Origin of the sequence: Brevundimonas sediminis (assembly GCF_048799765.1) — a bacterium.
Classification (GTDB): domain Bacteria; phylum Pseudomonadota; class Alphaproteobacteria; order Caulobacterales; family Caulobacteraceae; genus Brevundimonas.
Genome location: NZ_JBLYQK010000008.1, coordinates 52,488 through 66,208 on the forward strand (window position 1 = coordinate 52,488; position 13,721 = coordinate 66,208).

Genomic DNA, 13,721 nt, shown 5'->3' on the forward strand with positions numbered 1-13,721 from the left:
AGGTCCGCCGTGAGCCGCCTCGACGCCCGTATCGCCATCGCCTCGACCGCCTCGTGCGGCGGCGCGACCGCGCGCGTCATCGGCATGACCACCGGCACCACCACCATCACCGCTCCGGCGGGGACAGGTTAGCGCGCACCGAAGCTCAGGAACGCAAAAACCCAGCCCCGCCCGGATCGCCCCGGGCGGGGTTTTTCTTTTCCAGATCTCTCCGAAAGACCCCCTCATGTCCGCCAGTCTCGCCGTCCTGGAACGCCCCGCTTCCGCCCCCCTGCCCGCCGCCGCCCCCGAGGTCGTGGTGATGAAGTTCGGCAGCTCCGTGCTCGTCGATCCCGCCGACGCCCCCAAGGTGGCGTCTGACATCTATGCCGAGGTCCGCAGGGGGCGCCGGGTGGTCGCCGTCGTGTCGGCCCTCGCCGGCGAGACGGATCGTCTTCTGGGCGAGGCGCGCGCCCTGGGCCTGGCGCACGACAACAGCCTCCTCCCCGCCTACGTCGTGCAGGGCGAGGAACGGTCCGCAGCCCTCGTCGCCCTGGCCTGCGACCGGGTCGGCCTCAGCGCCGCGACGCTGACCGTCCGCGAACTCGGGCTCGTCGCCGAAGGGCCGTGCGAGCACGCCCGCCCCGTCTCCCTTGATCGCGCCGCCCTCGACCGCGCCCTGCTGAAGCATGAGGTGGTGGTCGTCCCCGGCTTCGGCGCCGTTTCGCCTGAAGGACAGGTGGTCCTGCTGGGCCGCGGCGGGTCGGACCTGACGGCCCTGTTCCTCGCCGCCGAGCTCGAGCTGGACAGCGTTCAGCTGGTGAAGGATGTCGACGGCCTCTACGACCGTGATCCGAACCTCCACCCCGACGCCCGTCGCTACGACCAAGCCAGCTGGGCCGAGGCCAAGGCCCTGGGCGGCGGTCTGGTCCAGCCGGACGCGCTCGATCTCGCCGAAGCGCGCAAGCTGAAGGTCGAGGTCCGCAACTACCTCGACGGCCATCGCACGGTCGTCGGCCCGGTCGGCGCACCACCGAAACCCGCGCCCGCCCCTCGCCGCCTGCGCATCGCCGTGGCCGGCTGCGGCGTGGTCGGCGGCGGGGCCCTGGCGCGGCTGCTGGTCGACCCCCGCCTCGACGTCGTCGGCGTCCTTGTCCGCGATCCGTCCAAGCCCCGCGACGTGCCCGGCGCCGCCGACGCGCGGCTCGCTCCCCTGCTGGTCAGCGACGCCGAGGCCCTGCTGGACCGCCGCCCCGACATTGTCCTGGAGGCCTTGTCGGAAGCGAAGGCCGGCTACGACGTGATCGTGGCGGCGCTGTCCCGCGGCGTCGACGTGGCGACGGCCAACAAACAGGCGGTCAGCGCCGATCCCGACGCCCTGCTGGAGCTGGCCGACCGCAACGGCGCGCGCCTGTTGTGGTCCGCCTCGGTCGGCGGCGGCGTTCCCATGGTCGAAGCCGTCCGGGCGGCCCGCGACGAGGGCTGCATCGCCGCCTTCGAGGCCGTGCTCAACGGCACGGTCAACTTCATGCTGGCCCGTCTCGGTGAGGGCGCCTCCTTCGATCAGGCCCTGGCGGAATCCCGCGCCGCCGGCTTCGCCGAGGAGGATCCCTCCTCCGATCTGGAAGGCCTGGACGCCCTGGCCAAGGTCCGGCTCCTGTCGTTCGAAGCCTTCGGCGTCATGCCGGACGAGGTCGACATCCCCCGTGACGTCCTGGACCCGGCCGCCCTGCCGCCTGCCGGATCACGGCAGCTCTGTCGCTGCGAGCTGAAAGACGGCAAGCTGGTCGCCGCCGTGCGGCTGGTGTCGGGCCAGCTCGATCCGCTGTTCGCGGAGCTGAAGGGAGAGGGCAACGCCTTGAAGGTGGTTTCGTCTGACGGATCGGCCGTACGCCGCCGCGGCCGCGGCGCGGGACGCTGGGCCACGGCCGAAAGCCTGCTGGCCGACCTGTCCGATCTGGCCGCCGCCCGCCTGTCGAAAGTCGCCTGACGATGGCGGTCTTCACCCCTGTCGAGGAGGCCGACGCCGAGCCCTTCATTCGTCGCTACGGGCTGGGCCTTGTCGCGCTCACGCCCATTGCGGAGGGGGTGGAAAACACCAACTACCGGCTCGACACGGACCGGGGCCGTTTCGTCCTGACCCTGTTCGAGGGCCGCACCGACGCCGCCGCCCTGCCCTTCTGTCTCGGCCTGACCGCCCACGCCGCCGACCGGGGCCTGCCCTGCGCCCGCGCCCTCGTCGCCGCCGACGGCGAGGCGGTCGGCGCCCTGAACGGACGCCCCGCCGCCGTCCTCGAATGGCTGCCCGGCGCCTGGAAGCGGGGACCGACGCCGGCGCATCAGCATGCCGCCGGCGCCCTTCTGGCCCGGCTGCACCTCGCCGCCGTCGACTTCCCGCTGACACGGGACAACCCGGTCGGCCCCGCCGCCCGTCGCGCCCTGTTCGACCGCTGCCTGACCCGGGCGGAGGCCGCCGACAACGCCCTGCTGGATCGCATGGCTCCGTGGGTGACCGGACCCTGCGCCGATCCGGGCGCCGCCCTGCCGCGCGGGCCGATCCACGCAGACTACTTCCCCGACAACCTGCTGTTCGACGGCGACGCGCCCAGCGGGCTGATCGACTTCTATTTCGGCTGCACCGACGCCTTCGCCTACGACCTGGCCATCGCCCTGTCGGCCTGGGGGTTCGACGCCGACGGCCTGCCCCTGCCGGGCGCCCTGGCCGCGTTCCGCTCCGGCTATGAGAGCATGCGGCCGCTGGCGCCCGCCGAAGCCGCCGCCCTGCCGGCGCTCGGCGCGATCGCGGCGGTGCGCTTCACCCTGACCCGCCTGCATGACCGGCTGTTCCACGACCCGACGCGTCTGGTCACGCCCAAGGATCCCGCGCCCTTCCTGCGTCGGCTCGACTGGTGGACGGAGCAGGCCCTGGCGGCCTGAATACAAAAGCCCGCTCATCCCGGCGAAAGCCGGGCCCCGGTGCTTTGGATGACGGGAGCCTTCCGGCGGAGAGCGAACGCCACCCCCGATACGCCTGCGTCACGCTGGACAGGACTGGGTCCCGGCCTTCGCCGGGATGAACGGATCAGAAAATCACCCGATCGCGGCCAGCACGGCCTCCAGCGTCGCGTCCACGGTCTCGAACCGCTCGGTCTTCCCCTCCAGCCCCTGCAACTGTGGCGGACGTTCGGGCGCAAAGCCCAGGGCGGCTTCCACGCTGTCGGGGAATTTGGCCGGGTGCGCGGTGGACAGGGCCACCACGGGTCCGACGCGATCCACCCGCCGCGCCGCATGCAGGGCCACCGCCGTGTGCGGACAGATCACCCGGCCGTTCTCGCGCCAGGTCCGCTGCATCTCCGCCGCCGTCTCGGCCTCACTGACCGACACCGCCGCCACCTCGCGCCGCAGGGCCGCCAGCACGTCGTCGGGCAGGGTCACCCGCCCGGCCCTGTTGAAGTCCTCGAACAGCCCGCGCGTCAGGTCGGCGTCCCGTCCCGTGGCCTCGAACATCAGCCGTTCGAAATTGGACGGGGCCTGAACGTCCATGCTCACGCTGGCGGTGGGTTCGGCCTGCATCCGCTCATAGACGCCGGTGTGCAGCGCCCGGACCAGGGCGTCGTTGCGGTTGGTCGCTGCCACCAGATCGCCGATCGGCAGGCCGCACCGGCGCGCCACCCAGCCCGCGAAGGCGTCGCCGAAATTGCCCGTCGGCGCCACATAGGTCGCCGGCTCGGCCAGCCTGGCCGCCGTCGCCGCATAATAGGGCGCCTGCCCCGACAGCCGCGCCCAGTTGATCGAGTTGACCGAGCTGACCCGCCGGTTCGCCTTCAGCGCCTCCACGCCCAGCAGGGCCTTCACCAGCCGCTGGCAGTCGTCGAAATCGCCGCGCACCGCTAGGTTCAGCACGTTGGACGCGCCGGTCGTGGTCATCTGCAGCCGCTGCATCGGCGACACCCGGCCCAGCGGGTGCAGCACCACCAGATCGATCCGCTCGGCGTCTGCGAACGCCTTGACCGCCGCCGCGCCGGTGTCGCCGCTGGTCGCCGTCAGCAGCAGCAGCCGCTCGCCGGTGTTCGCCAGCAGGCTCTCGGCCATCCCGGCCACGAGCTGCATGGCCAGATCCTTGAAGGCCGCCGTCGGGCCGTGGAACAGCTCCAGCACATGCAGGCCGGGCTCCAGCTCGACCAGCGGAACCACGTCCGGATGCAGGAACCGGTCCTGCACCCGCCGCGTCGCGGTCGCCAGCGCGCCGTCCGGCAGTCCCTCGCCCACGAAGGGCGTCAGCAGCCGCTCGGCCAGGGTCGCATAGTCCGCCCCCCCGGCGGTCAGCGCCTCCAGCGACAGACGCGGCCAGGCGGACGGCGCGAACAGGCCGCCGTCCGGGGCGATGCCGTTGATCACGGTCCCGGCGAAATCGACGAGCGGGGAACGGCCGCGGGTGCTGACATAGGACGGGGAGGTCATCCCCTTTCGTCGGCGACCGGACCGCTGCCGTCAATGCATCTCAGCCCGCCGGAAGGAAGCGACAGGCCGATGCCGATGCGAGCGCCAGACACCGTTGCTGGAAGGTCGCGGGATCGGGACGCTGGCCCGTATCCAGCCACCGCTCCAGCGCGTCCAGAGCGGTGAGATAGCCGCCGTCCTGCAGCTTGCTGTGCTGGTCCTCGTCCGTCAGCGCCTGCGCCAGCAGGTGGGACCGACCGGCGGCGGCCACGGTCTGCGCGTATTGGGCATCCGCCTGCCAGGTCACGGTCGGATCGTGGCGGGCGTGGATCGTCACCGTCGGGGCCACGATCAGGCCGGACAGGTCGGCGTCATACGCCAGCCGGGCCACCGCCCGGGGATCGGCGCGGAAGCGCTCGACCCCGGCATTCAGCGCCGCATCGTCGCTCGACCCGCTGTAGACCGTCGCGCTGTTGTCGAACGGGTTCAGTCCGCCCAGACGCTTCTGCACCAGATCCTGGAACAGGAAGGTGGCCCAGCTCAGGTGGGCGACCAGCTCGTCCTCCTCGACCCCGGTGACCGCCAGGATGTTGCGCAGGCGGCGGGTCTGGTCGGCGTGGCGGTCCCGCTGCGACAGGCCCGCGCCGGTGCACGCCTCGACCCGCCGGCGCAGCTCGGCCCGCGTCATCGAGGCGTTGGCGGGCAGGCCCTGCCACACCGGATAGGCCCCGTCCTGCCGGGAGGGGTGGTTCCCGCAGTAGAACTGGTAGACCGCGCGCAGATCGGCCCGGAACTGGTAGGCGCGGGTGCCGCCCATCAGCACGCCGTTGGTCAGGAGCACGCCGTCATAGTTGGCCCGCCCCTCCACATCGAGGGCGTACAGCTCGGCCGCCTTGGCCGCGACATTCCCGCCCCAGGACTGGCCGTGCAGCAGGGTCCGCTCGGGTCGCCCGAAGCGGGCCCAGAAGATCTTGCGGCTGTTGTCGGCGTCCTCGGCCGCCATCCGCACGCCGTAGCCGCCGCGACGGTAGGTCGAGCCGATCCAAGCGTAGCCCTGCTTCACCATCACCGAGAAGCGGTCCAGATCCTCCAGCGAGTCCCCCGCTTCCGGATCGCCGGTCCGCGGCCCGCCGTGGGTATGGACGATGAGCTTGTGATTCCAGGTCGCCGGCAGGGCGATGATGTAGAAGGCCCCGTTCACGTCGCGGCCCGACAGGCATCGCACGTCACGCCCGACAGACGCCGGACAACCGATCGGCGTCGGCGCCGCGGCCTCCAGCGGCGACGGGGTCCCCGCCGTCTCCTGCGCCGCCGCGGCTGCGGGCGACGCCATCATCAGGGCCCCGAACAGGGCGGCCAGTCGTTTCATCGAAACCCTCTTGAGGAATGTCCGGCGCGGGTCGGGGGAGGAGCGACCCGCGCCGGTTCGACCCGGTTCAGTCTCAGAACGTCTTGGAGATATCGACGTACCAGTAGCGACCGTACGGCCGCTGGACCGAACCGAGATAGCCGTTGTCCGCCAGCGAGGGCCCCTCGTCCGTCAGATCGCGCACGCCGATCCGCAGTTCGGTGTCCGACGCCGCGCCGAAGCGTTCGTCGAAGGTGTACTGACCGTACAGATTGACCGTGGTCTGGTCGGTGACCTTCCACGGCTGACCCGTCGCGCTGAGCAGGCCCGTCTGGAACACCTCGCTGACGTACTGGCTGGACGCCCCGACCCGCCAGGGGCCGTGCCGCCAGGTGAAGCTCGCATTGATCTTCCACTCCGGACGGCCGTTCTGGGCGATCAGCTGGCTGGAGTCCGGCAGCGGCGTCAGCGCATCGATGATCCCGGCCTCGCGGGCGGCATACAGCGAGTCCACGATCGGACCCGGATCACGCGAGAAGGTCAGCATCTGCTGGGCGTTGGCGCGGAAGATGAAGGTCCCCCACTCCGTCCGGCGCTTGGCCCAGGTGAAGCCGAAGTCGAGGCCTTCCACAGTCTGCGGCAGCAGGTTGATGAACTGGTCGCTGATGGACTGCGCCGTGCCGACCGGCGCCAGGCCCGTGCCGTCGAACAGGTCGACGTCGTCCGAGGTCGGCGCGGACCGCACCACGTTCGGATTGGTCCCGCCCTGGACCCGGTTCAGGTACTCCAGCGCCAGGGCCGTCTGGGCGCCCAGCAGGCCGACGATCTGTTCCTGCTCGATCTTCCAGCGATCGACGGTGAAGGTGAAGTCGCCGAGGGCTTCCGGCAGGAAGGTCGGGCGGAAGACCAGACCGTAGGACTGGTTGGTGCTTTCCTCCGGCTGCAGGTCCGGATTGCCCGAGATCAGCAGCGAGACGCTGGCCGTGCGGCTGCACTGGCTCATGTTGGCGATGGTGCCGTTGCGGATGTCCGCCTCACAGCGGATGAAGTCCGGCGCGCTGGCCAGGCGGGCGTACTGGGTCGCGTTCACCTGTTCCAGGTTCGGCGCCCGGAAGCCTTCCGAATAGGAGCCGCGGATACGCAGGCCGTCGACCACATCCCAGGCGAAGGCGATCTTCGGCTTACCGACCGACCCGAAGTCCGAATAGTCCTCGAACCGGCCGGCCAGCTGGACGTCGATCGCCTGGACGAGCGGGATGTTCATTTCCGGCGAGACCACCGGAATGGCGAACTCGACGAAGGCGCCGGCGACCGTGCGGTCACCCTTGGTGTCCGGGTTCGGGCTGACCGCCGAGACGTTGGACAGATTGGTCTCGCCCGTCACCATGTCGACGAAGGTGAAGGTGCCGTCCAGGTTCTCGTCGCGATCATCCATCTGGGTCTCGCGACGGAACTCGACCCCCATGGCGATCCCGACCGGCCCGGCCGGCAGATCGAACAGATCACGGCGCGACATCTTGAAGTCGGCCAGGGCCAGGGTCGTCCGCGAGAAGCGCCGCATGTCGAAGACGATGGCGTCGATGGCCGCCTGCGAGGACGGCACGCAGTCGCCGACGCTGGTGCTGGTCACGCAACCGCCGTTGAAGGGATTGTAGGCGTCAGGCGTCGACAGGGCGAGCTGCTGCTGCAGCGCCGTCATGTTGATGTTCGGCGAGATGTCCTCGGCCTCGGCTTCCGAGTAGAGCAGCGCGCCCTCCCAGTTGAAGCCGCGCCATTCGCCGCGCAGACCGCCGAGGAACCGGGACTGGTAGTTCTTGACGGTGACGGTCTGGTAGCCCGCGTCGACAAAGCGATAGTTGCCCAGTCGCACCGGCAGGCCTTCCGCCGGAACGTTCGTCAGGTTGGGCAGCCGGTTCGGGTTCGGCGCGCCGTTCAGCATCGTCGGCCCGAACGGGTTCCAGTAGTTGTTGGCCGGGATCCACAGGCCGTTCAGGTTCACCACCGGCGGCTGGATCGCGCGGCTCTCGGCCCCGTAGAAGCCGATTTCACCGAAGACGGTCAGATTGTCCGTCAGGTCGTAGTGGCCGGTCAGGAACAGGTTTCCACGCTCGACCGACGGGCGAACCGTCGTCCCGGGGCGGGTGTCGAAACGCTGTTCCCGGTTCACGCCCGAATAGGCCGTCGTGCCGCTGACCAGGCAGGTGTCGCCCAGATCGACGCCGGTGCAGCCGAAGCTTTCCGGCTGATAGTGGAAGGCGCCCGCGGCGGTGGTTACCACCACGCCGTTCGACCGCGGCCGCAGGGCGGTCGTCGTCGCCGGAATGCTGAACTGGCCCCACGGCGAGTGGGACGAGCGGCCGTCCGGCACCGTCGAGGTCTCGTAGCCGGCGAAGCTCGAGAAGAAGGGCCGCATGTCGTCGCTGGACGTGAAGTCCTGCTCATCCGCCATCAGCTTGGTGCGGTCGGCGTAGTTGGCGAACAGCGACAGGTTGCCCCGCTCGAAATTCTTGCCGGTGAACAGGTTGAACTCGAACTCGCGCAGACCGGTGCCCTCGGCGCCGCCGTATCGCGTTTCGAAGGTGAAGCCCTCGAAATCATCCTGCAGGACCGTGTTGACCACGCCCGCCACGGCGTCTGCGCCGTAGATGGCCGCGGCGCCGTCCAGCAGGACTTCGACCCGCTCCAGACCGGCGACCGGGATGGCGTTGGAGTTGTAGCTCAACACCGGCACGGTGCCGGTGTCCGACGTGCCCTGGCTGGTCGGGTGCTGGACCATGCGGCGCCCGTTCACCAGAACCAGGGTGTTGCCGACGCCCAGCGAGCGCAGGTTGACGGAGTTGACGTCGCCCCGGGCCGAGTTGGAGGTCTGCGGACCGTTCGCGGCCTCGAAGAGCACGTCCCCCATCTGCGGAATGGAACGCAGGAGGTCATCGCCGGACACGGCGCCGACGGCGTCGATCTGCTCCTGATCGACCACGACCACCGGCAGGGCGTTGGTGGTGGAGGCGCCGCGGATCTGCGACCCGACGACCACCACCTCGCTCAGCTCCGACGACGGCGCATCCTGCTCGGGCGCCGTCTGGACCGGAGCCTCCTGGGCGGCGGCGGCGCCGGCGCTCAGCAGGGCCAGGACCGCCGCGCCGCCCAGCAGCGCGCTTCTGTGTTTCGACTTCATATCCGTTCCTCCCATTTACCCCCGCCGTTTCTCAGTCGGCTGTCAGGGCGTCCTTGTCTCCCGGCCCCGCGGCCGGATCCGGCGGCGCGGCGAGCGCCTTCGGTGTTGATCCCAGGGCCGCGTGCAGGGCGTCGCGATCCAGCTCGCCCTCCCAGCGGGCGACGACCAGGGTCGCCACCGCATTGCCCACGAAATTGGTCAGCGCCCGGCACTCGCTCATGAAGCGGTCGATGCCGAGGATCAGGGCCATGCCCGCCACCGGCACGCTCGGCACGACCGCCAGGGTCGCCGCCAGGGTGATGAAGCCCGCGCCCGTGATGCCCGCCGCTCCCTTGGAGCTCAGCATGGCGACCAGAAGCAGCAGGATCTGCTGTTGCAGGCTCAGCTCGATGTTCATGGCCTGGGCGATGAACAGGGCGGCCAGCGTCATGTAGATATTGGTGCCGTCCAGATTGAACGAATAACCGGTGGGCACCACCAGGCCGACCACCGACTTCGGCGCCCCGGCCCGTTCCATCTTCTGCATCAGGCTGGGCAGCGCGGCTTCGGAAGACGAGGTGCCCAGCACCAGCAGCAGCTCTTCCTTCAGATAGGCGATCAGCTTGAAGATCGAGAAACCGTTGGCGCGCGCGACCAGACCCAGGATGCCCAGAACGAAGACGATCGCGGTCAGGTAGAAGGTGGCGATCAGGGCGATCAGATTAGCGATCGAGGCCAGACCATAGGCCCCGATGGTGAAGGCGAAGGCCCCGAAGGCGCCGATCGGCGCGGCCTTCATCAGGATCGCCACCAGGCGGAAGATCACCTGGCTCAGCGACTCGAGCGCCCGCACCACGGGCTGGGCCGGCGCGCCGACGATGGCCAGCGACAGGCCGAACAGGATCGACACGAACAGGGTCTGGAGAATGTTGCCCTCGACGAAGGCGCTCACCAGCGTCGTCGGGATGATGCCAGTCAGGAAGCCGACGATGGTCGATTCATGGGCGGCCTGCGCGTATTGCGCCACCGCGCCGCCATCCAGCGTGGCCGGATCAATGTTCAGGCCGTGGCCCGGACGCACGACGTTGGCGATGACCAGACCGACGATCAGGGCCAGGGTCGAAAACACCAGGAAGTAGGCGAAGGCCTTGCCCGCCACGCGGCCGACCCGCTTCAGGTCGCTCATGCCGGCGATGCCGGTCGAAATGGTCAGGAAAATCACCGGGGCGATGATCATCTTCACCAGCTTGATGAAGGCGTCGCCCAGCGGCTTGAGGTCCTTGCCCAGCTCCGGCCAGAAATGGCCGATCAGTCCACCGGCGATGATGGCGCCGAGGACGAGCACGTACAGGCTACGGTACCAGGGCTTGCGCGTAGCGGCGCCCGCCTCCGGCGTGGATGCAATCTGGATCAAAAGACCCTCCCAGGTGAGACCGCTTGCCGGTCCCGGATTGGTTCACCGTCTGGCGCGGTGACGTGGAGCCATTATCGAAAGCCCCGCTCCGGCCTCGCAAGCGTGAGACCGAAATCGCCTAATGCGCTGACATTGTTTGACTAAAATCCGCTTTCGCGGTCGCAAAAAAGCCGTACTGAGCGGATTTCCGCACACCCTTTCTGGACTTGTGTGCGAAATCCCGCATTATTGCCCCCATGCCTCGCTTCCTCGATTCCGCAAAGGGCCAGTGGCGGGTTTTCGCCCTGTTCTGGTGTCTTGTCGCGGGGGTCGTGACCCTGTTCGCCGGTGAATTCGCCCGGCGCGAGGCCCGCGCCGAGGCCCTCGGCCAGTCCGCCACCGCCACCGCCCTGCATGCCGCCGTCCTGCGCAGCGAGCTGGAGCGGCATCGGTCCCTGCCGCTCGTGCTGGCGCAGGACCCCGACCTCCAGGCCCTGCTGGCCGCCCCCTCCCCGACCGGCGTTGATCGTCTGAACCGCAAGCTCGAGGGGCTGGCGCGCGAGACCCGCGCCGCCGTCATCTACGCCCTGGACGTCCGCGGCCGGGCGTTGACCGCCAGCAACTGGAACCAGCCCGCCAGCTTCGTCGGCTCCGACTACCGCTTCCGGCCCTACTATTCCGAGGCCATGCGCGACGGGCAGGCCAGCCTCTTCGCCCTGGGCACCGTCAGCGGTCGCCCCGGCCTTTACCTCGCCCGCCGGGTCGACGGGGCGGACGGTCGCCCGCTCGGCGTCGTGGTCGCCAAGCTGGAGTTCGACGCCCTGGAAACCGAATGGCGCGCCTCGGGCGAGCCCACCTATGTCACCGACAGCGACGGCGTGGTGCTGATCACCACCGTGCCCGAGTGGCGCTTTCACACTACGCGCGATCTGCCCGCGGATCGACGGCGGCGGCTGGAGGTCGATCAGACCGCGCGCCGGGCCGACCTGTCGCCCCTCCCCTTCGAGGCCCTCTCGCCCGGTCTTATCCGCCTGTCGCGCCACGTCCCGGCGGATGTCTACGCACGGACGGTCGCGCCCGTGCCCGACATCGGCTGGCGCCTGCACCTGCTGTCCCCGGCGGGCGCCGGCATCACCCGCGCCGTCGCGGCGGCCCGGGTCCTGGCCCTGCTCAGCGTCGCCCTTCTGGCCGGTCTGACGGGCATTCTCCTGCGTCGCCGCCAACGCGCCCGCGCCCGCGCCGCAGAGGCCGAGGCCGCCCGTCTGGTGCTTGAGCAGACCGTCGACGCCCGCACCGCCGAGCTTCGCGCCGCCAACAGCCGGCTCAATCGCGAGATCGACGAGCGCCGGCGTCTGGAGAAGAGCCGGCAGGACCTGCAGGACGAGCTCATCCAGGCCAACAAGCTGGCCACGCTCGGCCAGATCGCCGCCGGGGTCGCCCACGAGATCAACCAGCCCCTGGCCGCCATCCGCACCCACGCCGACACCGCCTCGGTCTATCTGGAGCGCCAGGACGCGGCGGCGGCGGGCCGCTCCCTCGAGCGCATCAACGCGCTGACCGAACGCGTCGGGACCATCACCGATGAACTGCGTGCCTTCTCGCGCAAGACCCGGTCCGGCGCCGTCGCCGTCGGCGTGGACGCGGCCATCGACGGCGCCCTGTTGCTGGTCAACCCCCGCCTCCGGGAACAGGGCATCGCCCTGAAGCGCAGCCGCGCGCCCGACGGCCTGGAGGTGCTGGCGGAGCGGAACCGCCTCGAGCAGGTCGTCCTCAACCTGCTCCAGAACGCCATCGAAGCGCTGGACGGCGTTTCCGATCCGGCCATCGCCATCGCCGTCTCGGTGCGGGGGGACAAGGTGACCCTTCGCGTCTCCGACAATGGCCCGGGCGTCGCGCCGGAGGTTCGGGACCGGCTGTTCACCCCCTTCACCACCGACAAGCCCGACGGCCTCGGTCTGGGGCTGGTGATCAGCCGGGACATCGTCGCCGGCTTCGGCGGCGAACTGCTCCATGCCGCGCCGCGATCCGGCGAGGGCGCCGTCTTCAGCATCGTTCTGGCGAGAGCCGCATGAGTTTCCAGCCCTGCAACCGCATCGCCCTGGTCGAGGACGATGACGCCTTTCGCGCCGCCCTTGCCGAGCGGCTGTCCCTCGCCGGCCTGGCGGTGTCGGAGTTCCCGTCCGGCGACGCGGCGCTCAAGGGGCTGGACGCCCGGTTCGACGGCGTCGTCGTCACCGACCTGCGCATGCCGGGCCTCGACGGCCGCCAGTTGATCGACCGCCTCGCCGCCGTCGACCCCGACCTGCCCGTGGTCGCCATGACCGGCCATGGCGACATCGCCGAGGCCGTCGATGTGATGAAGCGTGGCGCCTACGACTTCCTGGCCAAGCCCTTCGCTCCGGAACGTCTGCTGGAGACCCTGCGCCGGGCGCTGGAGAAGCGGGCGCTGGTGCTGGACAACCGTCGCCTCGCCGCCCTCGCCGTCGAGGACGAATGGTCCATTCCGCTCAGCGGGGAAAGCCGGGCCGTCACCGCCCTGCGCGCCGCCATCCAGCGCCTTGCCGACGCCGAGGTCGATGTACTGATCGAGGGCGAGACCGGGGCCGGCAAGGAGGCCGTCGCCCGGGCCATCCACAACGCCGGCCGCCGTCGGCTGAAGCCGTTCGTACCCGTGTCCTGCGCCACCCTCAGGGACGAGGGGCTCGAGAGCCAGCTGGTCGGACACGCCGCCGGCGCCTTCCCCGGCGCCCTGCGCCGCCGCGAGGGCCAGATCGAGCAGTCCCATCAGGGCAGCCTCTTCCTCGACGAGATCGACCTCGCCCCCCGCGCCGCCCAGTTGCTTCTGCTCCGGGTGCTGGAGGAGCGCGAGGTCATGCCCCTGGGCGCCGCCGAGGCTCACGCCCTCGACCTGCGCATCGTCGCCGCCACCAAGTCCGATCCGGCCGAGGCCGTCGCCCGCGGCGACCTGCGCGAGGATCTTTTCTATCGTCTGAACGTCGTCCGCGTGCGCATCCCGCCCCTGCGCGAGCGGCGCGAGGACGTGCCGGTGCTGTTCGCCCGTTTCCTCGATCAGGCCGCGCGACGGCTGGGCCGCGAGATTCCCGCCATCGACCACGCCATCCGTCGACGTCTTCTGGAGCACGACTGGCCAGGCAATCTCCGCGAGCTGTCGAACTTCGCCAGCGAAGTCGCCGTGGGCATCGCCGCGCCCGTCGAACGGCCACAGACCGACCGCAGCCTGTCGCGACAGGTGCAGGACTATGAGGCCGAACTGATCCGCGAGGCCCTGACCGCCCACGGGGGCGATATCCGCCGGGTCACCGAGACCCTGCAGATCCCGCGCAAGACCCTCTACGACAAGATGGCTCGCCACGGGATCCAGCCGTCGGAGCACCGGCGGCGATGAT

Annotated in this window: 9 protein-coding genes; 5 read left to right on the plus strand and 4 right to left on the minus strand. The window is 70.2% G+C overall.

The genetic code is table 11. The annotated features are described in order from the left end of the window. Positions 1–9 precede the first annotated feature (9 nt). From ACLQ7T_RS06755 to ACLQ7T_RS06765, 3 genes are all read left to right on the plus strand, one after another. Positions 10–132, plus strand: coding sequence for a hypothetical protein (locus ACLQ7T_RS06755; RefSeq protein WP_420478733.1), 123 nt, complete (start codon positions 10–12; stop codon positions 130–132). A 94-nt stretch (positions 133–226) separates the two neighbouring features. Next, positions 227–1,969 (plus strand): amino acid kinase family protein, encoded by a 1,743-nt coding sequence (locus ACLQ7T_RS06760; protein WP_420478734.1) that lies wholly within the window; start codon positions 227–229, stop codon positions 1,967–1,969. Between the two features lie 2 nt (positions 1,970–1,971). Continuing rightward, positions 1,972–2,916, plus strand: a complete 945-nt coding sequence (locus ACLQ7T_RS06765) for a homoserine kinase (protein ID WP_420478735.1) — start codon at positions 1,972–1,974, stop codon at positions 2,914–2,916. A 153-nt stretch (positions 2,917–3,069) separates the two neighbouring features. Here ACLQ7T_RS06765 and thrC read toward each other — a convergent pair whose 3' ends face one another. The 4 genes from thrC to ACLQ7T_RS06785 form a co-directional block, all read right to left on the minus strand. Then, positions 3,070–4,440 (minus strand): threonine synthase, encoded by a 1,371-nt coding sequence (gene thrC, locus ACLQ7T_RS06770; RefSeq protein WP_420478736.1) that lies wholly within the window; start codon positions 4,438–4,440, stop codon positions 3,070–3,072. 40 nt (positions 4,441–4,480) lie between these two features. Continuing rightward, the gene (locus ACLQ7T_RS06775; RefSeq protein ID WP_420478737.1) at positions 4,481–5,788 is read right to left on the minus strand and encodes an alpha/beta hydrolase; all 1,308 of its coding nucleotides are present in this window, start codon (positions 5,786–5,788) and stop codon (positions 4,481–4,483) included. A gap of 73 nt (positions 5,789–5,861) precedes the next feature. Continuing rightward, complete coding sequence (locus ACLQ7T_RS06780; RefSeq protein ID WP_420478738.1) at positions 5,862–8,942, minus strand: TonB-dependent receptor plug domain-containing protein; 3,081 nt, start codon at positions 8,940–8,942, stop codon at positions 5,862–5,864. Positions 8,943–8,973: 31 nt separating this feature from the next. Beyond that, positions 8,974–10,335 carry a dicarboxylate/amino acid:cation symporter gene (locus ACLQ7T_RS06785; RefSeq protein WP_420478739.1) on the minus strand — a complete coding sequence of 454 codons (1,362 nt, stop codon included), beginning with the start codon at positions 10,333–10,335 and terminating at the stop codon, positions 8,974–8,976. A gap of 236 nt (positions 10,336–10,571) precedes the next feature. Here ACLQ7T_RS06785 and ACLQ7T_RS06790 point away from each other — a divergent pair, with 236 nt between their 5' ends. Further along, positions 10,572–12,386, plus strand: coding sequence for a sensor histidine kinase (locus tag ACLQ7T_RS06790; RefSeq protein ID WP_420478740.1), 1,815 nt, complete (start codon positions 10,572–10,574; stop codon positions 12,384–12,386). Next, positions 12,383–13,720, plus strand: a complete 1,338-nt coding sequence (locus tag ACLQ7T_RS06795; protein ID WP_420478741.1) for a sigma-54-dependent transcriptional regulator — start codon at positions 12,383–12,385, stop codon at positions 13,718–13,720. The genes ACLQ7T_RS06790 and ACLQ7T_RS06795 overlap by 4 nt, the downstream gene beginning before the upstream one ends. Position 13,721 lies beyond the last annotated feature (1 nt).

Coding starts and splice junctions, on each gene's coding strand:
- ACLQ7T_RS06780 (WP_420478738.1), bottom strand. CDS start 8,942: ATGAAGTCGAAACACAGAAGCGCGCTGCTGGGCGGCGCGGCGGTCCTG.
- ACLQ7T_RS06765 (WP_420478735.1), top strand. CDS start 1,972: ATGGCGGTCTTCACCCCTGTCGAGGAGGCCGACGCCGAGCCCTTCATT.
- ACLQ7T_RS06775 (WP_420478737.1), bottom strand. CDS start 5,788: ATGAAACGACTGGCCGCCCTGTTCGGGGCCCTGATGATGGCGTCGCCC.
- ACLQ7T_RS06795 (WP_420478741.1), top strand. CDS start 12,383: ATGAGTTTCCAGCCCTGCAACCGCATCGCCCTGGTCGAGGACGATGAC.
- ACLQ7T_RS06760 (WP_420478734.1), top strand. CDS start 227: ATGTCCGCCAGTCTCGCCGTCCTGGAACGCCCCGCTTCCGCCCCCCTG.
- ACLQ7T_RS06790 (WP_420478740.1), top strand. CDS start 10,572: ATGCCTCGCTTCCTCGATTCCGCAAAGGGCCAGTGGCGGGTTTTCGCC.
- thrC (WP_420478736.1), bottom strand. CDS start 4,440: ATGACCTCCCCGTCCTATGTCAGCACCCGCGGCCGTTCCCCGCTCGTC.